Raw genomic sequence first — 22,610 nt, 5'->3', positions numbered from 1 at the left:
CTGATTGCTGATAACTGAAGGCCGGTAGCCACAAACCGCGTGGTTAGTCTGTATTCACTTTTCTGAAATAGACCATCAGGTGTTTACGCATTTGGCTTCTGAATGTTTCCAGAGTGCCGTCTTTAAGCGTGTTCACCAGGTCCTGGTGTGTTACGGGGTCTTTTTCTTCGATGGCATTTTTTGAATACGCGTCTGAGGATTCGCTGAGTTTGGCATATACGTGGTCGAATATCGGGAGCAACATTTTTTGAAAACGCATGATGGTCTCATTCCCCGAAAATTGATAAAGCATAGAATGAAACTCAATATCGTATTTTACGATTTCGATTTTTTGAGTGGCTTTCTGTTCTTTTTTAATGATATCATTGAGTTTTTTAAAATCAATGTTATGTCTGCGCAAAAAGAGGAGATCCCCCAATCCCACCTCGATCACCAGGCGCATTTCAAAAATTTCATTTAAAGTATCTTCATCCAACAACTGCGGGGTGAGTATGCGCCCTACAATATTGAAAACATCAGGACGGGCGATCAGCATTCCCCTGTTTTTGCGGGATTCAATAATCCCCAGCGTCCGGAACCGGGAAAGTGCTTCCCGGATGGCTGTACGGCTTACTCCCATGGCTTTGGCCAGCTCCATTTCCTTGGGCAGCGGATCGCCGGGCTGAAAATTTTCTGTGCGCAGGTATTCCTGTAAACTCATTTCAATTTTGTCAACCTGGGTTAATGTTTCTACCGGTCGTAGGTTATATAGTGACATATACGTAGCAGATTTTTAAGCACCAAAGATATAAAAAGCAACTTAATAAGCGAATATGTACTACTTTTTAAATGTATGAGAACGACGGTTGAAAGCCCTATGCCCGAAAGTCCTGTTTCGGAAGCGGATTGCTGGAAAAGGAACAATAGGAGCTGTTTTATGCATAAAATGGCTATAAGAACGCGGCATCAGATAGGTGCAGGGCTCATTCATAATATCAAATATGTACTACTTTTTTTAAAAATATTTGGCAAATAGAAGCGGAGCGTTTATATTCGTGTTAATATGTAATACATATTAACGATAACTGTCCGCCATTTATTAAACAAAATTTTTACAATGAGAAGCTTGTCTGCATTTAGGGTGTTGCGGCGCCGGTTCCAGCGCCCGGGCCGTAAGGCGTTTATCAGGGTCTTTCTGATCCAGACCGTATTTCTCTTGTGTTCTAACTGCTTTTATGGTCAGAATACGGGGGAAATAAAAGGTACGGTCAGGAACAGCGCTCAGGAACCATTGTCCGGTATTTCCATTATAATAAAAGGCACGCAAACGGGTGCAGTTACAGATAATGCAGGCCGGTACGCCATAGTGCCAGGCTCGGCTGATCCTGTATTGCTGGTCTCCGGTGTTGGCTATGCTGCTACGGAGATAGTAGCAGGCGGAAGGTCTGTAATCGATATAACACTGCAGCGAGAATCCCAGGAGCTGGAAGATGTAGTAGTGGTGGGGTATGGCCGGCAGAAAAAGATCAATCTTACAGGAGCAGTAGAACAGGTAGATAGCCGGTATTTTGAGAACCGGCCGGTTCCCAACGCCTCCCGGTCACTCCAGGGTGCGATCCCCAATCTTAACATTGGGTACAAGGATGGACGGCCTACTGCTAATCCCGCCTATAATATCCGCGGGCTTACATCCATTGGGGCAGGAGGAAGCGCCCTGGTATTGATAGACGGGGTTGTAGGCGATCCCCTGTTTTTGAATCCGAACGACATCGCCAGCGTTACCGTGCTGAAGGACGCCGCCTCGGCTGCCATATATGGTTCCAGGGGCGCTTTTGGAGTAGTACTGATCACCACAAAAACAGCAAGTAAGTCCAGGCCGAAGATTCATTATTCCGGCAGCTATTCACATGCGGAGCGGACGATCAAACAAAAAATGGTCACCGAAGGCTACTTATGGGCAAAAATGTTCAAAGAGTCCTATACCTCCTGGACGGATTATACAACCCTGCCTTCAACAATAGGTGGCAGCGGTCTTCTGTTTTCCTCCAGCTACCTGGATTCCCTGCTTTACCGTTCCCAGCATCCGGGGGCTCTGCCCGATGTGAGTACAGATCCGGCAACAGGTAACTATATGTATTATGGAAATACCGACTGGTTTAATGAACTGTATGCATCGTCCATTCCTTCCACCCAGCATGCCGTCAGCGTGTCCGGCGGAACCGATAAAGTGGATTATGCTGTTTCCGGTAATTACTACGGCCAGGGTGGATTATACAGGATCAGGGGCGATCAATATCATAAGTATAATCTGCGGGTAAAAGGAGGTGTTCAGGCAACCGATTGGCTGCGGATCAATACGAATAATGATTTTTCAAATTACCAGTATACAGATCCATTTAATAACGGGAATATCTGGAACACATTGAACGTAGGCGGTTATATTGTTCCTATGGCGATGTTATATAATCCTGACGGATCCCTTACCCGGACTGCTGCCGGTAGCCTGGGGCAAATGATCGGGGGCGCCAAAGCCGAAACCAACAGCTCTTTTGTGCGGAATAATATCTCTTTTATCGCCACACTGATAAAAAATAAATGGTCCATCCGGGGCGATTTCTCCCATCAGCAAACGACTTCGGATGTGATCAATAAGAGTGTAGTGGTTCCCTACAGCGTAAAACCCGGCGAGATCCTTACACTGGGCACTTCTGCAATGTCGAATACGCAGCAAAAGACAACCTATACCGCCTATAATCTTTATACAGATTTTAGTCAGTCCTTTGGAAAGAATGATTTCAAGATCATGGTGGGTACCAACACCGAAATCAGCCAGCTGAAAAACCTTTTTGTGTACCGCGATAACTTACTGGTACCGGACCTGACAGACTTTAACCTTGCTGCCGGCCAGAATATCCAGCTTACGGGCGGAGGAAATGAATGGGCCACATCAGGTGTGTTCTCGCGGATTAATTACAGCTTTGCGGGCAAATACCTGCTGGAGTTGAACGGGCGTTATGACGGATCTTCGAAATTCCCGGCGTCGCAGCAGTTTGGCTTTTTCCCTTCCATATCTGCAGGGTGGAGAGTTACGGAGGAACGCTTCATGAAAGGGTCCAGCGCATGGCTGGATAACCTGAAGTTCAGGGTTTCCTATGGCGCTCTTGGTAATAGCCAGATTGATCCTTACCTGTATGTAGAACAGCTAAAAGCAAGGCTTTCCCCGGTAGTTATTTCGGGATTGTACCCTGCATATATTACCAACCCCGCCGTTCTTGCAGATAATTTTACGTGGGAAAAATCGACCACAACGGATTTTGGAATGGATATCGAAATGCTTAAAAGAAGATTGTCGGGGTCTTTTGACTGGTACCGGCGTATGACTACGGATATGATCACTATTGGCCCTGTATTGCCTGCGGTATTCGGGGCCGGCGCACCCAGGGGAAACTATGCCGATCTGAAGACCACCGGCTTTGAACTGTCTGTTGCCTGGAGCGACCAGATCAGGACGGCCAAACCCGTTAATTATATGATCCGTTTAACGCTGGCCGATAATGTTTCCTATATAACAAAGTATAATAATCCCACAGGACTGCTTGCACCGGATCCCAACACTTTTATTACCAACTATTATGTAGGGCAGCGGGTTGGCGATATCTGGGGATATACAACTGAGGGCCTTTTTGCTTCCGAGGAGGATATTGCAAATCACGCCGATCAGAGCGCTGTAATTGTTTCATCCGGGAATAAAGTATTGCCGGGGGATATTAAATTCAAAGATCTGAATAACGATGGCAAGATCAATAAAGGACTCGGTACGCTGAAGGATCATGGCGACTGGAGCATTATCGGAAATTCCACACCCCGGTATAGTTATGGGATCACAACCAATGTTGACTGGAACCAGTTGTTTTTATCGGCATTCTTCCAGGGCATTGGCAAAAGAGATTGGTACCCCTCCTACGGTGCTACGGAATTCTGGGGGCAGTATTCTGTTTGGTATGGAACCATTCCAGCGGCAACCCTGAAGAATAACTGGACGCTGAACGGAAATGATCCCAATTCGTACTGGCCCCGGTACAGAGGCCCTATGCCCTATGGTGAAAGGGAATTGCAGCCGCAAACCAGATATCTTCAAAATGCCAGCTATATACGTTTGAAAAATTTAACGGTTGGATATTCCCTTCCGAAGGCGCTCCTCCGGAAAGCCCGGCTGGAGAACGTACAGGTTTATTTGTCTGGAGAAAACATCTGGACCTATACACCCATGTCCAGGATCAATGGTAATATCGATCCCGAGCTGATCAGCCCGGTTCAGGCCAGCACAGATGGTAATGCTTATCCGATATTGAAGACCTATACATTCGGAATTAATATCGGCTTGTAATGAACAACTAAAAAGAAATGTATGAGACATTTAACTTTTATTATTGCCTTTTGTTTTTTATTGGGCGCCTGCAAAAAAGTGCTGGATAAAAATCCTGTTGATTCTTTAACACCTTCCCAGGCCTTTTCATCTGAGCAGAATTTACAACTATACGTCAATTCATTTTACCAGATGTTGCCCAATGCGTTAAAAATAACCGGAGCCAATGCCGGCACACTGGAAGATTATTATATCAGTGGCGATATCATGAGCGATGTGACTGCCTGGAGTCAAAACCTGCCGTACCTTACCGGCGGTTACACCAGTAAAGTTGCGCAGGGATGGGATTGGGGCAACCTCAGGAATATCAACTATTTTCTTGAACACTACAGGGCGGCTCCTGTTCCGGATGCGCGGAAGGAGCATTTTGGAGGGATCGCAAGATTTTTCCGCGCCTGGTTTTATTTTGATAAAGTGAAACGGTTCGGAAACGTACCCTGGTACGGGAAAGTACTTACGTCGGGCGATTCCCTTCTCTATAAAAAAGCAGATCCCCGGACTCTGGTAATGGATTCTGTTCTCGCCGATATCAACGGAGCTGTTCAAACGATCAGTGATAAAAAGGACAACAGCGCATCCAACATAACCAAGTGGGTTGCATTGGCCCTGAAGTCCCGGATCTGTTTGTTTGAAGGTACGTTTAGAAAATACCATCCGGAACTGGGACTTGCCGCATCAGCCAATGCCTGGCTTAAAGATGCCGCAGATGCCGCCGCGGAAATCATGAACAGCAATTTATACAGCCTGGTATCTTCCAATAACCCTGCAAAGGATTACCGGAGCCTTTTTATCAGTGAAAATCCTGTAAGCGCGGAGGTAATGCTGGCCGCTGTTTATAACAACAATTTAAAAAAATGGAATAACGTAACAGGGTTCTTCTCGGACTATGGCCAGTATCAGCCCGTGCTGATCAAGCGGTTTATGAATACGTATCTGAATATTGACGGCACACCGTTTACGGATAAACCCGGTTTTGATACGATCCGGTTTTCGGGGGAAGTAAAAGGCAGGGATGCCCGGCTCGCACAAACAATCAGGACTCCCGGGTACAAACGGACAGATGGAAGCGCCGCCGCTCCTTATCTGGGAGCGGCCTATACCGGCTATCAGATCCTCAAGTTTTCAATTGATGATAAGGCATATGATCTTAACGGGCAGGGTTATAATTCAATCCCGATCATCCGGTATGCGGAAGTGTTATTGAACTACGCCGAAGCAAAAGCGGAAGCGGGCGATTTGACCGGGGGCGACTGGAATAAGACTATTGCATTACTAAGACAGCGGGCGGGTATTACCAATACGGCGATGCCGGCTACCGTAGACGGCTACCTGAAAGATAATTTTTATACGGATATCAATTCTGTTCCGGTGATGGAGATCCGGCGAGAACGCGCTATAGAGCTGGTAGCAGAAGGGTTCCGGTACGATGACCTGAAGCGCTGGAAGGCAGCTAAGCTCCTGGAAAAGGAAAAGGATGGTATGTATGTTCCGGAAATGAATAAGCTGTATGATCTCAACGAGGACGGGAAAGCAGACGTGTCGTTTGTTGCGGCCAATCCCGCCAATCCTGTGGCCGGGGTCTATTATTTCGTTATTGATAATAAAACAACGAAGTTGTCATTGGGTGATCATGGCCGCATACTCTGGCAGGCGAATATGGTCCGTCAATTTGATGACTATAAATATTTTGCTCCCATACCCTATAATGAATTACTGATCAATCCCAACCTTCAGCAAAATGCAGGCTGGGACCATCCGTGAAAGTATTTGTAAATTGATTTAGAAATCCTAATAAAAGTGAATAGTAAATGAACAACTTCTTTTTACGAACAACCGTTTATTTTGTTGCGGTCTTTTTTTGTGCAGGACTTGTAACTGAAGGTGCCCGGGCAGGGACCGCTGTACCTGGTGACCCGGTCACAAAAGAGAAGCCCGTCCCTCCTGTAAATATTGGGTCAAGGCTGGAGCTATTTGTGGATGGGTATCTTATTGACAGACTGACCGGTGGAGGGAAGATCGTATTGCATCACCCGCAGCCCAGGGAAATCGTGATGATACATGATCAGCCGTGGGAGGGCAGTGGCAGCGGCTATCACAGTATCTTTAAAGATGGCGATAAGTATAAGATGTATTACAAAGCCTGGCAACATGAGGCAAGCAGCGACCTGACGACCGCGCATCCGTTGTACTGCGCCTATGCAGAAAGTGAAGACGGAATCCACTGGACAAAACCTGATCTTGGGCTGTATGAATTCAAAGGCTCCCGGAATAATAATATTGTTTTTGTAAGTGGCAAAATGGGGAAGTTTAACCTGAATGCCGGGCACCCTGCAGTCTTCAAAGATGATAACCCCGATGCACCGGCCGATGCGAAATATAAGGCATTGCTGATAGACCAGGGATTAATAGCTTTTAAATCTGCCGACGGGATTCACTGGAATTTGATGAGTGATGATTATATTATTAAAGACGGGGCATTTGATTCGCAGAACCTCGCATTCTGGGATGCTGACAAAAAGGAATACCGGGCCTACTGGCGGTTCTTTTCAAAGGGAACACCGGATAAACCTTATATTGGTAAACGGCTGATCCGGACCGCAGTTTCAAAAGACTTTATTCATTGGACAGAGCAGGCGAACATACAATATGAAGACTCGCCGGAAGAAGAGTTGTATACCAATCAGATTAAGCCCTACTACCGGGCACCACATATATTGCTGGGCTTTCCCGCCCGGTATATTGAAAGAGGTTGGTCTCCTTCTATGAAAGCCTTACCTGAGCTTGAAGAGCGGGAAAAACGGGCTGCTAAATCGTTGCGCTATGGCACGGCATTAACGGAGTCGCTGCTGATGGCCAGCCGGGATGGCGTGAACTTTAAAAGGTGGAATGAGGCCTTTTTAAGACCCGGTATAGAGCGGAACGGCACCTGGACCTACGGAGACCAGTATATTGGCTGGCATCTGGTGGAAACAAAAGCGGCAGACCCCGGAGCACCCAATGAATTATCACTTTATGCAACGGAACATTACTGGAAAGACAGGGCGAGTTACCTGAGGCGTTATACGCTTCGGCTTGATGGCTTTGTTTCTGTCAATGCACCCCTTAGCGGCGGGGAACTGGTGACCAGGCCGATCATTTTTAAAGGGAATTCGCTCAGCCTTAACTTTTCTACTTCCGCGGCAGGGGGCATACAGGTGGAGGTGATTGATGCAGCAACCAACCGGCCGGTGAAAGGCTTTACACTGGATGATTGCTACCCGGTATTCGGGGATACGATCAGCCGGAAGGTGGAGTGGAAAAAGGGCAGTGATCTTTCCCCGCTGCAGGGGAAGGCCGTTAAATTACGTTTTGTTCTCAAAGATGCAGATCTCTACGCCTTTCAGTTTCAATGACCGGCGTACCGGCAGGGTCGGGGTTCAGCCAAAGCCGCGGCTGAAGAGCCGGCTGGGTTGGAGATGTGTAATAGTATGCCGATGGGCAGATGTTTTTAAAAATAGTAATCTTCAGTATGAAAGAAATATTTAAAGGTTTATGGTCGGCCATGTTTACACCGGTAGATGGTACGGGTGCGCCGGAAATGGAACAATTGGAAAAATTGGCGCGTCTGCTGGTCACTCAGGGACAGGATGGCTTGTATGTCCTGGGGTCAACAGGCCAGGGGGTTTTGTTCACCGAGGCACAGCGAAAGGCCGTACTGGAAAAAGTAACGGAAGTAGTGGCCGGCCGCGTACCGGTAATGGTTCAGGTAGGTGCGCTTACTACTGCAGAGTCCGTAAGGCTTGCCGTACATGCAGCTGAATGCGGCGCCAACGCTATATCATCGGTGGCTCCCATTTATTTTTCCGGGTCCGTCGCCAACGCTTTACTACATTACAGAAAAATTGCGGAGGTAACGGACCTGCCCTTTTTTCCCTATCAGCTCGGCAATAATACCATGGGGGATATACCGGACTTTATTGAACGGTTGCTGCAGATTCCTAATATAGCCGGTATGAAACTGACCACCGGGCAGCTCATGGAAATAAGTGCGATCCATCTGCAGGCAGGCGACCGGCTGAAGTTGTTCAGCGGCGCAGATGAATTGATGTGTCATGCCAGCCTCTGTGGTGCAGACGGTGCTATCGGGTCCTTTTATAATTTGTGGGGAGTAGCCTGCAAAAAGGTATTAGAGGATTTCAGAGAGGGGGACTTTGAACAGGCCAAAAACTTTATGCTGGAATTTCAAAGGACGATCCTCTATGTATTGCCCAATATCTGGACTTTTTTCAGAAAGGCAATGCGGTTGAAATACGGTATTGATATCGGGCAAACCAAGGCGCCGCTGGGGCTGAATCAGGCGGAATGGACAGACGAGGAAGTCCTTTCTTTGTCGGATAAAATTGAGGCTGCAGCGGGCATAAAAGATGTTGCTAGCCAGATAACTCCGGCAATACAGCAGGTACGAAGCATTAAATAATCGTTATTGAACGAGCCTTATGTGGTATTTTTTATGGAATCGGGTCAACTGTTCGTATTTTCCTTGGAAGGCAGCCGGGGCCCTGCTGGCTGTTGTTTTACTGGGAACTTCCTGCGCTGTCAACCGCAAAATCTCCGGCTCACCCCCACTGAGTCAAGTGGTGCTGAAGCTGGAACCGGGGCAGGATAACCCGCGTAATAGCGAAGGATCGTTTGTGACGTTGAAAGATGGCCGTATCCTGTTTGTCTATTCCAGGTATACCGGTAAAAATGCGGGGGATCATGCTCCGGCATACCTGGCAGGCCGGTATTCTTCCGATGGTGGTAAGACCTGGTCCGGAAGGGATGAAGTGATCGTAACACAGGAAGGCAATATGAATGTGATGTCGGTCTCTTTGCTCCGGTTGCGAAATGGAACGATCGCCCTGTTTTATCTCCGGAAAAACTCCGCCGTGGATTGTATTCCTGTGGTGCGCTTTTCTACAGATGAAGCTAAGACCTGGACGACGCCTGTTGACTGCATCACAGATCAGAAGGGCTACTTTGTGCTGAACAATGACCGGGTGATCCAGCTGAAGGATGGCCGGCTGATGATGGCGGTTGCCCGGCATTCCCGCCCCTCAGATGCAAAGTGGCGGGAAACGGGCGCATTGTTTGCCTATTATTCCGATGATAACGGGAAAACCTGGGTGCCGGGAAAACAGGTGAATACTCCTGCAGGGATCATTACACAGGAGCCCGGCCTGGTGGCATTAAAGAGAGGTCGTATAATGATGTATATCCGGGCAAGCGGGGGTACCCAGTATGTTTCCTATTCCAATGACCGGGGTGCTACCTGGAGCACAGCCACGTCATATAATTTGAAATCGCCCCTTTCCCCCGCCACAATAGAGCGTATACCTTCCTCCGGGGACCTGCTGGCAATCTGGAATAACAATGATGGTAGTATTCCTGCTATTAAAGGCAGGCGAACACCCTTAACGGTGGCCATCTCAAGAAATGAGGGACGGTCATGGGAGAAGATTACCGGTATTGAGACGGATACGGATGGCTGGTATTGCTATACCGCGATCCATTTTTATAAAAAGTCCGTCCTGTTGTCTTATTGCGCAGGTAGTCAGAAGGCGGGTACCCATTTATCAGTTACGGATATTTCCCGGTTTGATCTTAAAGATCTTTATAAAAGATAGGCTATGCAGAACCAGCAACAGTTTTTAATAGAATTAAATGGCAATGACGAAGGGCCGCAGGCACTGATCGTTGCCGGTGTACATGGTGATGAATATGAGCCGATGATCGCAGTTATGGAATTGTTCCAAAAACTGGAGGGCATTTTGGCAAAGGGCAGGGTAAGCCTTATTGCTTGTGCAAACGAAACGGCCTACAACGCTGCAAGTCGCACGGGCGCAGACGGGCTGGACCTGGCAAGGATTTGCCCCGGGGCACCTGCCGGAACCGTTTCGGAAGTTGCGGCCTTTGACCTCTCTGAACGAATCCGCAATTGCAGTCACTTGGTGGACCTGCATACAGGCGGTGCTTTATTTGATCTGTTCCCGTTGTGCGGTTACCTGTTGCACCCGGATCCGCAGGTGCTGGATGCACAGCGGCAGATGGCCGCCGCTTTTAATTTTCCGCTGGTTTGGGGAACGGATGCGGCACCGGACGGAAGAACCTTGTCCGTTGCCAGGGATGCAGGTGTTCCCGCCGTTTACGTGGAATATGGAGGTGGTAATAGCGTGCAGGAAACAATTGTTGATGCCTGCGTGGAGGGTTGTTTGAACGTGCTGGATCATTTGGGTATGCTCACAGCCGGGGCAAGGGAAAAAAAACTTTCGGAGGTGGTATACACTGTTGAGGATGCTACGCCCGGAGGTGGTTTCTTACAGGGGAAAATGGTGTCGGCATCTGACGGGATCTTTTTGCCGAAAGTACAGGTAGGCGCGCTTGTTGAGAAGGGGGAAGAATGGGGTGTTATTTATGATCCGCTCCTCCGGCAGCAACGCAGCGTTACAGCAGACAGCTCGGGCCTGGTGTTATTTTTGCGCAGGCACCCCCGTGTACACCCAGGCGATTCACTGGGCGGCATTTTACCGGTTAATAAATAAAAGAGTATGGAAAATAAAGCGGGTGTTGTTTTGATTACAGGGGCCGCAGGTGGAGTCGGGCGGGCTGTAGTTGAAAAGTTTGCAGGCAGGGGATTTGCCATAGCCATGACGGATATTGATGCCGGTCGGCTGGAGGAAACGGCCATGCTGGCTGCATCGTTTACCGGCGGGTATATCAGCTTGGCTGGAGATCTGCAGGATACCGGGTTTTTGGAAAAACTGGTGGATACCTGTATGGCGCGCTGGGGCCGGATCGATGTGCTGGTCAATAATGCCGTGTGGCGTTCGGTGGAAACATTAAATACGATTTCCATAGAGGACTGGGAAAAAACACTGCGGATCAATCTTACGGCACCTGCGTTTTTATCAAGGATTACGGCTGCCCGGCTGATGGAGCAGGGCCTGGCTTGTGTGATCATCAATATTTCCAGCGTAATGTCGGAACTGGCTGGCGGGTATGCGCCTGCCTATACCGTTTGCAAGGGTGCCCTGGAAAGCCTTACCTATGAACTTGCCGTTTTGTACGGACCCAGGGGATTTAGGGTGATTGCGGTAAGGCCCGGTAATGTGGACACATCACTTGGTAAGGACTATCAAAGTGAGGCGCAGCAAAATATCAGCGCGCATATGACGTCGGAGATCAATGAGAGAACACCGTTAAACAGGTCCGCAGATCCGGGAGAAATAGCGGACGCGATTTTTTGGTTGTCTTCTCCTGAAGCCTCTTTTGTTACCGGAACCTGCATTACGGTCGATGGGGGGCTGTCGCATAATTTCAATGCATACATCACAAAAAAACAACTAAAAGCGAAAGAGTTTTGAACGGGATCTGGAAATATGAAGCCTTGCTTCCTGAGGTTGCTGCCAAACATCGCATCTTCATGGGAGAGGGAGATACGCCGCTGGTGAGGTCAAAAAATATCGGTGCGCTTTTAGGACTGGATGCGCTTTATTTTAAACTGGAAAGTCTAAATCCGACGGGGTCCTATAAAGATCGCTTTGCAGCTATGGTACTGTCAGTATCAGGATCGCAGAAGGCATCCTTTTTGCTGGCTACTTCCAGCGGCAATACAGGCGCAGCTTTGGCTGCTTACAGCGCTGCGGCATCCATTCCCTGTTTTTTGGCGGTTGTGGATGGGGCGCCCGCCGGCAAGCTGGAGCAGATGGGGATCTATGGCGCCCGGATTTTTATGATAAAGGATTTTGGTCTTACGAAAGCCGTTACGGAAACCGTAATGAAAGAGTTGAGGGCATTAGCCATTGCGCACCATACGGATGTTGCGATCAGCGCCTACTGCTATGCTCCCCAGGGAATGGCGGGTGTGGAAACGATAGCCTACGAAATTGCAGAGGGGCTGCCGGGTGTAAATGCAGTATTTGTTCCGGCGGGGGGTGGTGGATTAACGCTTGCCAGTATCAAAGGTTTCCGGAACTGGCAAAGACTGCATAGGACATTTGAAACACCCGCTGTTTTTTGCGTGCAGCCTGAAGGTAACAATACCATTGCCGGTGCGCTTATGGGCCAGCAAAAAACAGTAAGGGCACTGGCCCGGTGCACCAGCGGTATCAGCGGGCTGCAGGTACCCAGTTTGCTGGATGCAACACAGGTAATGGCGGCGGCAAAAGAAGGAAGCGTAAAAGGATCACTCGTTTCAGATGCTGCAGTGTATGAGTGTCAGCAACAGCTGGCCGGAATGGAGGGGATCTATTGCGAACCTGCGGGAGCCGTTGCGCTGGCGGGTTTAAAAGAAGCGATCCGGCTGGGACAGGTCCGCCGAACGGACCAGGTGGTATGCCTGGTTACCGGCCACGGGTTTAAAGATAGCCGGGGGCGTCTTTTTTCCGCGGATCGTTGTACCCGCTTTGAACACACAGCTGAATCTATCGCCTTTATCAAAAAAAATATTTAAGAAATGAGTATCGTAAAAGAACTACTGTCGGGGGATGCGATCCCTAAAAGTCACTTGCCTTTTTCACCTGCGATTAGAAGTGGCGGTTTCCTGTTTATTTCGGGTCAGGCCTCGGTGGATGGAGGAGGAAAAATCGTACCCGGTAATTTTGAGGAGGAATGCCGGCGCTCCTTTGATAATCTGAAAAAGATTGTTGAAGCTGCCGGTTTGACCATGGATCATATTGTGCAGGTGCGGAATTATGTTGCGAACCAGGATGACCTTGTGAAATTTAACGAGATCTACCGCGCGTATTTTTCACCTCCCTTTCCTGCACGAACCACATTGATCGGATGTTTGGGAACAGTTTTGAAGTTTGAAGTGGACGCTATAGCGCGTTATTAATAAGAATGTGCGGAATTCCTGTCCGCCTGATCCGGTTGGGATTCATAAAGAATGTACAGATGAAAAAGCGTATTGCATTGGTCGGTATCTATCATGAGTCGAATACCTTTAACAAAAGGCGAACGGGTTATGATGATTTTGAGAATAGCCATTTGTTGACAGGCGCTGCAATTGTTGAACAATATGAAAAAGCGCATCACGAGATCGGCGGCTTTATTGAAGCGCTGGATAAAAATGCGATAGAACTGGTGCCTGTTTTTTACGCAGAGGCCACACCGGGGGGCATGGTGTGTACGGATGCTTATCAGCGTTTAAAGCAGGAACTGTTGCAATTGCTGGAAGCAGTGCTTCCTGTAGATGCAGTATTGGTAGTGCCACATGGAGCAGGCGTTTGCGAAACCTGCCCGGATATGGATGGTGATTGGCTGCAGGCGGTACGCAAAATGGTGGGGCCCGCGATTCCCGTTGTGGGTACCCTGGACCCTCATGCAAATGTAAGTGTACAAATGATACAGCAAACGACTGCATTGATCGCTTACGCTACCAATCCGCATTTAGATCAGCGGCAAACAGGTATCAGGGCTGCACAGCTATTAAACCGGATATTACTGGAGGGGTTTAGCGTGAAACAGGAACTGTTGCAGTTGCCGCTTTCGATCAGTATTGAGCAGCAGCATACAAATGCCGAGCCCTGCCTGTCGCTGTACCGTGAAGTACAGGAGGCAGCTGGTGCAGCCCGGGCTACACATGTAAGTATTGTTCTGGGATTTCCTTATGCGGATGTGCACGAAATGGGCAGTGCCGTGATAGTGATCGCCGGACAGGGCCTGGATACCACTCAATTGATGACGGAAATAAATGCCTGCTTTATAAAACGTCTTTCACAGTTTCGCGGAGAGAAGCTAAGCCCTCAAAGGGCGATTGACCAGGCCTCGCAAGGGGAGAAACCAGTACTGTTGCTGGATATGGGTGATAATGTAGGAGGAGGATCGGCCGGAACAAGTATGTTCCTGATGGATCTGCTGGAAGCAGCAGGAGCAACGAAAGCCGTTATTTGTATTCATGCTCCTGCTACGGTAGCCGCTCTGGCAGGTCTGGGCAGCGGAACAAGGTCGGTGGTCGCACTGGATGCATTAAATGTTCTGAACCGGGCCCAACCCTACAGGGTAACAGTGCTTGGTCATTATAAAGGGCATTTCCGGGAGCCTGATCCCAGGCATGGCGGACAGGTACAATATAATATGGGGGAGGTGGCGTTGCTGAAAACGGAACTGGGAAACCTGATTGTTGTTACCTCGCTTCGCGTGCCGCCCTTTAGCAGCAGGCAGTTGAGCTGTTTGGGTATTGAGCTGGAAGGGCTGAACTGGATTATTGCAAAGGGGGTTAATGCTCCTGTTGCCGCCTACCGGGATATTTGCCCGGTTATGATACAGGTGAACACACCCGGAGAAACCTGTGCAGATATCACATTGTTTGATTTTAAAAACCGAAGGAGACCGCTTTATCCGTTTGAAACCATTACCGGCAATGAAACAGGGAACTTACCAGGAATTTAAAGGAGCCATGACTGTTTGGCAGTATCCTTTTTATACAGAAGGCCCCGCAGTGGATGCTGCCGGAGAGCTGTTTGTGACCAATTTGCAGGGAGGTCAGATCCTGCGTATTACACAGGAGGGGAATGCAGCAGAATGGGCGCGCTCCTCCTGTCCCAATGGCCAGATGATTGCAGCCAACGGGGAACATTGGATCTGTGATAGCAATGAGGCCTGTGTAAAGCGCTTTGATCCTTCGGGGAAATTTTCGGGTGTTTTGGCAGAAGGGATAGTTGGAGATCAGATGATCCGATGTCCGAATGACCTGGCTGATGATGGCGATGGCGGGTTCTTTTTTACTGATTCGGTACGGCATACCGGTATTGTCGGCCATGTAGACCGTCATGGAAAAAAGAGGCTCATCGCCAAGTATCTTGATTATCCGAACGGGATTGCATTGCATCCTGTAACCCACCACTTGTTTATAGCAGAGAGTTATCAAAACAGGATCCTTGTGGTGGATCTGGACCGGGCATCGCCGGCTCCTGTTGTTCTCTGCGATCTGCCCCGGCATGCGTCGGGGAAGGCAACGGCCAACCTGCCGGATGGACTGGCTTTTGATTGTTTTCATAACTTATGGGTGGCGCATTATGGCATGGCCGGCATCCAGCTGCTGGATGAGCAGGGCACCTATATGGGGAAGCTGGAAACAGGGTTTCTACTCACGTCTAATGTATACCTGCAAGACGGGCTGTTGCTGGTTACAGGGGGATCCGGTGAGCCGGGCCCTGGTTTTGTACAGTTGTTAAAAAAAGAAGAAAGTGAAATATAAAAAGATCGGGATATTTGAAATATCTGCATTGACCCTGGGAACCGTTTCCCTGGGTATACCCTACGGGGTGTTCAGTGGTCAGCAGCAACCGGATACCGGTGTGGCCGGGCAGCTGCTGCGGGCAGCGTCAAAATATGGGATCTCATCTTTTGATACGGCAAGAGAATATGGGATAGCCGAACAGTTGCTGGGCACATTGGTGGCGGACGGGCTATCCGCAGGTACGGCCATTGTCAGTAAGTTTAAGATAACGGCAGATGCTGTTACCAGACCCGCGCTTGCAAAGCAGCAGGCGTTTGATAGTGTAAGGGAGTCGCTGTGCCGTTTAAATCTCGGGCAGTTGCCCTTTTGCCTGTTTCATATGGTGTCCGGTTACGATCCCAACGCTGTTTGTGCCGTGGTACCCGGAATACTGGAGTCGCTGATACAGGAAGGCCTGATCGCTTATGGCGGTATTTCGCTGGATAATTTGACGGAGCTCAAAACATTCGCGGCGCTGCCCGCAATAAAAGTGTTGCAGGTTCCTGTAAATATATGGGACCAGCGTTTAATGGGTGACCCCGTATGGGAAACGCTGGCCGCACAGGAAAAAATAATTTTTGCAAGAAGCGTTTTTCTTAAAGGGCTGTTACTACAGCGTCCGGAAGAACTTTCCGGTGATCTGAAGGCGGCCGCTTATTTTATTGAACAATTGGCGCTCTTTGCAAAAGCCTGCGATATGAGTGTTGCCGGATTTTGTTTCTCTTATGTGCGCGATCTTCCGGGGATCACGAGCATCGTGTTTGGAGCGGAAACCCTGCAGCAATTGGAAGAGAATATCGGATTGCTGAATGGTAAACGAATTCCTGCCGACGTACTGGAAAAAGCAAAAGCCTGTTTTAAAGGAGTTCCCGAAAACGTATTGATTCCCCGATCATGGAAATTATAAAAATATGATACAGTTCTTTAGTCTGGAAGGAAGGGTAGCGGTTGTTACAGGAGGCGCCGGCCTTTACGGAAAACCGATTTCACTGGCATTGGCTCAGGCTGGTGCACAGGTGATCATCGCTTCCCGGAATTTGATGGAATGCAAGGCTTATGCAGCGGAGCTGCGGGAAATGGGCTTGAAGGCTGCCGGCCTGCAGCTGGATCTGAAAGATGAAAGGTCGATCACCGGCTTTGTGGCGACGGTCATCCGGGATTTTGGAAAAATGGATGTTTTGATTAATAATGCGGTTTCCCGGGAAGGGTTTAAAAACCTTGATGCAATGAGCAAGGCCGAATGGGAAGGAGCGCAGGCCGTAAACTCCACCGGGTTAATGTTACTGACGAAAGAAGTACTAAAAGATATGTGCCGGCGCAAAGCCGGTAACATCATTAATATCGGCTCCATACAGGGCTCGGTGGGGCCAAACTTCCCGGTGTATGGAGAAACGGGGATGACGAGCCCCGTAAATTACACCTATGATAAATGGGCAATGGTGGGGTTTACAAAATGGATCGCTAACTACTACGGCAGGTTCAATATCCGCTGTAACTGTCTGAGCCCGGGAGGGTATGGCCCAGGGGTTAGTGAAACCTTTGGGGAGACCGAGTTCAGCGTAAATTATAAGCAGCTGACCCCATTGGGGCGATTCGCCAATGATGAGGATATTAAAGGACCGGTTGTTTTCCTGGCATCCGATGCCTCGGCCTTTGTTACCGGCCATAACCTGTTGGTGGATGGGGGATGGACAAGCTGGTGATCATTATGGAGGTAAAGGCAAAGCCTGATTTTAAAAACTATTTTAATTATTGTGTTGATGGAGATCAGTGCCATGGAGCGGGAAATGTTTTATTATAAAAACCGGATTTACAAATCATAAAAAAGCAGCAATGAGCAGGTATCAGTATTCAAGACAATTATTGGATCGCGCGGCTAAGGTACTCGCCGGAGGCGTATCGTCGGAGTTTAGGAAATACAATCATCCGCATGCATTGTTTTATTCGCATGGTAAGGGAAGCAGGGTTGTGGATGTGGATAATAATGTGTACCTGGATTTTACACTAAGCCAGGGACCTTTGATCCTGGGCCACTCGCACCCGGAAGTGCTGCACGCCATTCAATCTTATTCAGAACAGGGACAACTGTATGCGGGTCAGCATATCCAGGAAATTGAGCTGGCCGAGAAGCTGGCAAGGCTGATCCCTTCTGCCGAGCTGATCCGCTTCTGCCTTGACGGGTCAACAGCCGTTCAAACTGCTTTTCGGGTAGCCAGGGCGAAAACGGGGAAGCAAAAATTTTTGCGTTTTGAAGGACATTATCACGGTTGGCTCGATGATGTGGCCTGGGGAATTTCTACTCCGGGAGTAGAAGCACTGGGCAGCCGGGAAGAGCCGGAGGTGTTTCCCTGGTCGGCAGGGATGGCTGCCAATACGAGAAATGAGTTCATCGTATTGCCCTGGAACGACCTGGACCTGGTGAAGCAAACCCTGGAAAAACAGTACCACGAAATAGCAGCGATCATTACCGAGCCGGTGATGTGTAATAACGGATGTATTGAACCGGAGCCGGGCTTTTTACAGGGGCTCAGGACACTATGCGATCAATACGGTATTGCGCTGATCTTTGATGAGGTGATCACCGGTTTCAGGGTCGGACTGGGCGGCGCACAAAGTTATTTTGGTGTAACACCCGACCTGTCAGTGTTTGCAAAAGCGATGGGAAGTGGTTACCCGGTAAGCGCTGTTGTTGGCCGGCGTGAGTGGATGGAGCTGATCGAACAATCAGTGGTGATCCACGCAGGTACTATGAATTCCAGCTGCCCGATGATTGCAGCCGCATTGTCAACCATACGGGTATTGGAGCGGGATAACCCTTACCCGCGGATGTTTGCACTGGGAAAGCGGCTGATGACGGGGTTAGCGGAAGCGGCCCGTCAGCATAACCAGAATTTATTGCTAAGTGGACCCGGACCTGTGTTCAGCAGCTGCTTCACCGATCTGGAAAAAGTAAGGGACTACCGGGATACGCTAAAAACGGATAAACCCAGGTTAAGCAGGTTTATTGCAGCTATGCACGATCGGAATATCCGGATCATTGGCAGGGGCCTTTGGTATATCAGCGCGGTACATACGGAGGAAGAGATTGATGAAGCGATACAGGTGGCTAACGAAGTACTGGCAGCTTTATAGCAGGATTTTTGAAAACAGCCTTCCGGCAATAAACCGGGAGCATTAAAATGATATACGGTTATGGAACGTTCGGGAAAAACGATGGCGAGAGCCTGGATGGTGGTGGGGCTTCTGTTTATAATAGCCATGCTCAATTATATAGATCGTACCATGATCACTACGATGCGCAGCTCTATTGTGAATGCCATCCCGATGACGGATGCAGAATTTGGGTTGTTGACGGCAGCCTTTCTTTGGGTGTATGGATTATTTAGTCCATTGGCCGGCTTTCTGGCCGACCGGTTTAGCCGCAGCAAAGTGATACTGGTTAGCCTGCTGATCTGGTCGCTGGTTACCTGGATGACTTCCTATGCCACGTCGTTTCAGGGGTTGCTGGTTACAAGAGCCCTGATGGGGTTAAGTGAAGCCTGTTATATTCCGGCGGCACTGGCATTGATCATGGATTATCACAAAGGCAGCACCCGGTCGCTGGCTACGGGCATACATATGGCGGGGATTATGGCGGGTCAGAGTCTTGGCTTCTTAGGTGGATGGATCGCCGAAAACCATCAATGGAATACCGCTTTTTTTTCTTTTGGCATTTTTGGAATGGTGTATGCCGTATTGTTGCTGTTTGTTTTGAAAGACGCTCCGCGTGAGCAGATGGGGGATAAGGAAAAGCGCAACCCGGTCACAGGGTTTCCGGCCACCCTGAAACTGCTTTTCAGGAAAAGGTCCTATATCCTGCTGCTTATTTTCTTTGCACTGGTTAGCCTGATGGCCTGGCTGGTAGTAGGCTGGCTGCCTACCTATTTCCAGGAAAAATTTCTGTTGTCTCAAACCAGGGCGGGGATCTACTCTACGGGCTATGTTTTTACAGCAGCGATTTTTGGCGTGCTTGCGGGGGGTGTATTGGCCGATCAATGGAGTAAGGTCAATAAAAGAGCGCGGATATGGGTGCCTGCAATCGGCTTGTGTGTTGCGGCTCCGGCAATTTTTTTGGCCAGTTATACGTCACTGCTTTTTGTGGCTGTCGGGTGTTTTGTTGTGTATGCATTTACCAAATCCTTTACGGATACGAACACGATGCCCATACTCAGTATGATCGTTGGCACTGAGTATCGTGCCACGGGGTATGGGATTCTTAATTTTTGCGGAACATTGATCGGTGGTATTGCCTTGTATTTTGGCGGAGCCTTAAGAGATGCCCATATATCGCTGAGCGTCATTTACCAGTCGGCCGCCTTTCTGATCGTTTTGGCGGCACTGGCTTTAATGGGTATCCGGACAAAAGCGTAAACGGCTGCATCAGAGGGGGCGCTGCTGTGCTGCCCCGGTCCGGGCAGCAGGCATACAGGATACTATCTGCTTTTGTTCTCTCTGACCAATTAACTTTGTCAAAAACGTTGCGTGCAAATGAATACGATATATCTTAAACTGTATAATAATGAAACAGCCCGGTAACCGGTTCCCGATCAACCGCCGTCAGTTCCTTGCTTCCAATGCGGCGCTTGGTGTTTTTTTGTTTTTGCAGGGAATACCGGCCTGGTCTTTTGCCGGGATGCAGGCCGGCAAAAAGGCGCTCGAATTGAAGCATTTTCCCAATGCCCTTTATGCTTTTGTGTGGCGCAACTGGGGGCTGGTACCCCTGGAGCGGATGGCTGCAGCGGTGAACGCCACCCCGCAGCAATTAGGGCAGATTGCCCGGTTTATGGGACTGCCTCCGGCGCCGCCTGTTACAGATGAACAGTGGCAACGGAGTTATTTAACAGTGATCCGCAGGAACTGGCACCTGCTGCCCGATAGCCAGTTGCAGACCCTGATGGGCTGGGATAAGGCACGCATGGATTTTACATTAAAGGAGGATGATTTTTTTTACATCAAGCTGGGCAGTCTGAAACCCGAATGTGCTCCTGTTGTTTATCAACAGTTAGCGGAAATTCCGGCAGAAGGCAAGCAGCGGTTTTCACGGCTTTTACGGCAGGCCTTCCCAAAAGGGTTGCCCAAAGAGCAGATGCCGTATTTTCATTTTGTGAAGGAATTATCTGCGCCGTTTAAAAAGGAGCAGATGCCTGGACAGGCTCCGTCTCCGGCGGGTTTTAACCCGAGGCTGACCTATCCCTATTTTGCCCTGTTTGGCGATCCGTTGCTGGATACATCGATCGATTCTTATCCCGATGCATACCTGGAGCGGCTTGCTGCATCCGGGGTGGAAAGTATCTGGATGCACATCGTTCTCAGCAGGCTTACACCCTTCCCATGGGACCCCTCGGTCAGTCAGCACTGGGAGCAACGGCTTGCGAATTTGCAGAAGCTTTCCAGCCGTGCCCGGGCGCACGGCATTGGTATTTATCTGTATCTGAACGAGCCCCGGCACCAACCGGAAGCCTTTTATAAAAAAAATCCCGGACTTCGCGGACAGGGAACAGCCCTTTGCACCAGCAACCCCGAAGTACAGCGCTACCTGGAAGATTCCATAGCTCAAATAGTGGAGCGTGCGCCGCTGATCGCCGGTTTTTTTTCTATCACGGCTTCTGAAAATCCCACCAATTGCTGGTCGCACGGGCAGGGGAAAGGATGTTCCCGATGTGGCCCGGCTGGCCCGGGAACCGTAATTGCTGCCTTGAACAATACTTACAGCCAGGGCATCCGCAAGGGCTACGAGGCCGCCAAAGCGGCGGGGAACATGGCCGCAGATACGGTGCCGCCACAACTGATCATATGGGACTGGGGATGGCGTGATGATTGGGCGGCAGCGATCATCCCCCAACTTATAACAAAGGATAGTCTGTTAATGAGTGTAAGCGAGTGGGAGCTGGATATTGAGCGGGGCGGTATTAAAAGTAAAGTAGGAGAATATTCGATCTCAGCTATAGGGCCGGGTCCCCGGGCAAAGCGGCATTGGAAGCTGGCGCAGGAGCATGGACTGAAGACGATGGCTAAGATACAGGCCAATAATTCCTGGGAAATAGGCGCGGTACCATACATACCGGCGCTGTATAATGTGGCGAAGCATATTGAGCGGCTTCGGACCGAAGGCGTGGCAGGGCTTATGCTGGGCTGGACACTTGGAGGCTACCCTTCTCCCAACCTGGAAGTAGTAGCATTAATGGGAAGTGATAAAAGCCTGTCCTCCGCCGATGCAGTGCAGCAGGTGGCGGACAGGCGGTTTGGTGCCGCCGCTCCGGTTATGACCCACGCATGGAGGCAGTTCAGTGAGGCGTTCAGTAAGTTCCCTTATCATATAAGCGTAGTTTATGGAGCGCCGTTGCAGGTTGGACCCGCCAATCTTTTGTGGCAGGCTCCCACCGGTTATAAAGCCACCATGGTAGGACTGCCTTATGATGATATCAATGGCTGGCGTTCTATCTACCCGGCAGATGTTTTTACCCGGTTATTGCGCGAGCTGGGCGATACTTTTGCCGGTATCGTTCAACAACTGAACGAAGCGGCTAAAAAAACAGCATTGTCACAAAATGAGCGGCAGGCAGTATTGCAGGAGCGGAACATCATTGAAGCCATTGCCCTGCATTACCGGAGCATCGCCAACCAGGCCGAATTCATCGTATGCCGGGACAGGCTGGCAGCAGCTGCCACGGACCGCAGGAGCATAAAAGACCGCCTTGCACATTTACTGATGCAGGAAACGGCGCTTGCAGAACGCATGGCCGCCTTACAGATCAGCGATTCAAGGTTGGGCTTTGAAGCCTCCAACCAGTATTTTTATACACCGGCAGACCTGTATGAAAAAATACTGAATTGCAGGGATCTGCTGGAGCACTGGCTTCCGGCTGTACCGGATTGAGATCCACAAGCGTGCTACCCGGTTCTGGAGAAGCAGGCTTTCGGCCTGTT

Annotated in this window: 17 protein-coding genes; 16 read left to right on the top strand and 1 reads right to left on the bottom strand. The window is 49.5% G+C overall.

The genetic code is table 11. The features are described from left to right. Positions 1-43: 43 nt before the first annotated feature. Positions 44-757, bottom strand: a complete 714-nt coding sequence (locus BLS44_RS12505; RefSeq protein ID WP_090390422.1) for a FadR/GntR family transcriptional regulator — start codon at positions 755-757, stop codon at positions 44-46. A 339-nt stretch (positions 758-1,096) separates the two neighbouring features. Between BLS44_RS12505 and BLS44_RS12500 the strand changes: the two genes are divergently transcribed. The 16 genes from BLS44_RS12500 to BLS44_RS12425 all read left to right on the top strand — a co-directional run bounded on the left by BLS44_RS12500 (position 1,097) and on the right by BLS44_RS12425 (position 22,560). Beyond that, a complete protein-coding gene (locus BLS44_RS12500) occupies positions 1,097-4,366 on the top strand; it encodes a SusC/RagA family TonB-linked outer membrane protein (RefSeq protein ID WP_090390421.1) in 3,270 nt (1,089 codons plus the stop codon). A 21-nt stretch (positions 4,367-4,387) separates the two neighbouring features. Further along, complete coding sequence (locus tag BLS44_RS12495) at positions 4,388-6,166, top strand: RagB/SusD family nutrient uptake outer membrane protein (RefSeq protein ID WP_090390420.1); 1,779 nt, start codon at positions 4,388-4,390, stop codon at positions 6,164-6,166. Between the two features lie 47 nt (positions 6,167-6,213). Continuing rightward, positions 6,214-7,797 (top strand): glycoside hydrolase family protein, encoded by a 1,584-nt coding sequence (locus BLS44_RS12490; RefSeq protein ID WP_218127748.1) that lies wholly within the window; start codon positions 6,214-6,216, stop codon positions 7,795-7,797. Between the two features lie 116 nt (positions 7,798-7,913). Next, a complete protein-coding gene (locus tag BLS44_RS12485; protein WP_090390419.1) occupies positions 7,914-8,861 on the top strand; it encodes a dihydrodipicolinate synthase family protein in 948 nt (315 codons plus the stop codon). A gap of 214 nt (positions 8,862-9,075) precedes the next feature. Further along, complete coding sequence (locus BLS44_RS12480) at positions 9,076-10,050, top strand: sialidase family protein (protein WP_245729200.1); 975 nt, start codon at positions 9,076-9,078, stop codon at positions 10,048-10,050. 3 nt (positions 10,051-10,053) lie between these two features. After that, complete coding sequence (locus BLS44_RS12475; RefSeq protein ID WP_090390417.1) at positions 10,054-10,965, top strand: succinylglutamate desuccinylase/aspartoacylase family protein; 912 nt, start codon at positions 10,054-10,056, stop codon at positions 10,963-10,965. A 6-nt stretch (positions 10,966-10,971) separates the two neighbouring features. Continuing rightward, complete coding sequence (locus BLS44_RS12470; protein WP_090390416.1) at positions 10,972-11,787, top strand: SDR family NAD(P)-dependent oxidoreductase; 816 nt, start codon at positions 10,972-10,974, stop codon at positions 11,785-11,787. Next, complete coding sequence (locus BLS44_RS12465) at positions 11,784-12,875, top strand: pyridoxal-phosphate dependent enzyme (RefSeq protein ID WP_090390415.1); 1,092 nt, start codon at positions 11,784-11,786, stop codon at positions 12,873-12,875. Before BLS44_RS12470 ends, BLS44_RS12465 begins: the two co-directional genes overlap by 4 nt. Positions 12,876-12,878: 3 nt before the next feature. After that, positions 12,879-13,259 carry a RidA family protein gene (locus BLS44_RS12460; RefSeq protein WP_090390414.1) on the top strand — a complete coding sequence of 127 codons (381 nt, stop codon included), beginning with the start codon at positions 12,879-12,881 and terminating at the stop codon, positions 13,257-13,259. A 59-nt stretch (positions 13,260-13,318) separates the two neighbouring features. Beyond that, positions 13,319-14,815, top strand: coding sequence for a M81 family metallopeptidase (locus tag BLS44_RS12455; RefSeq protein ID WP_090390608.1), 1,497 nt, complete (start codon positions 13,319-13,321; stop codon positions 14,813-14,815). Next, complete coding sequence (locus BLS44_RS12450; RefSeq protein ID WP_090390413.1) at positions 14,787-15,623, top strand: SMP-30/gluconolactonase/LRE family protein; 837 nt, start codon at positions 14,787-14,789, stop codon at positions 15,621-15,623. The genes BLS44_RS12455 and BLS44_RS12450 overlap by 29 nt, the downstream gene beginning before the upstream one ends. Then, positions 15,613-16,551: an aldo/keto reductase gene (locus BLS44_RS12445; RefSeq protein ID WP_090390412.1), complete on the top strand. Its 939-nt coding sequence runs from the start codon at positions 15,613-15,615 to the stop codon at positions 16,549-16,551. Before BLS44_RS12450 ends, BLS44_RS12445 begins: the two co-directional genes overlap by 11 nt. A 4-nt stretch (positions 16,552-16,555) precedes the next feature. Continuing rightward, entirely contained in the window at positions 16,556-17,347 is a 792-nt protein-coding gene (locus BLS44_RS12440; RefSeq protein WP_090390411.1) for an SDR family oxidoreductase, read from the top strand. Between the two features lie 130 nt (positions 17,348-17,477). After that, positions 17,478-18,776: an aspartate aminotransferase family protein gene (locus BLS44_RS12435; protein ID WP_090390410.1), complete on the top strand. Its 1,299-nt coding sequence runs from the start codon at positions 17,478-17,480 to the stop codon at positions 18,774-18,776. Between the two features lie 60 nt (positions 18,777-18,836). Next, a complete protein-coding gene (locus tag BLS44_RS12430; protein WP_245729199.1) occupies positions 18,837-20,054 on the top strand; it encodes an MFS transporter in 1,218 nt (405 codons plus the stop codon). Between the two features lie 148 nt (positions 20,055-20,202). Next, positions 20,203-22,560, top strand: a complete 2,358-nt coding sequence (locus BLS44_RS12425) for a hypothetical protein (protein ID WP_218127747.1) — start codon at positions 20,203-20,205, stop codon at positions 22,558-22,560. Positions 22,561-22,610 lie beyond the last annotated feature (50 nt).

Origin of the sequence: Niabella drilacis (assembly GCF_900101395.1) — a bacterium.
GTDB lineage: Bacteria > Bacteroidota > Bacteroidia > Chitinophagales > Chitinophagaceae > Niabella > Niabella drilacis.
The sequence above is the reverse complement of the archived record's forward strand: the minus strand, read 5'-3'. Positions and strand labels throughout refer to the sequence as shown.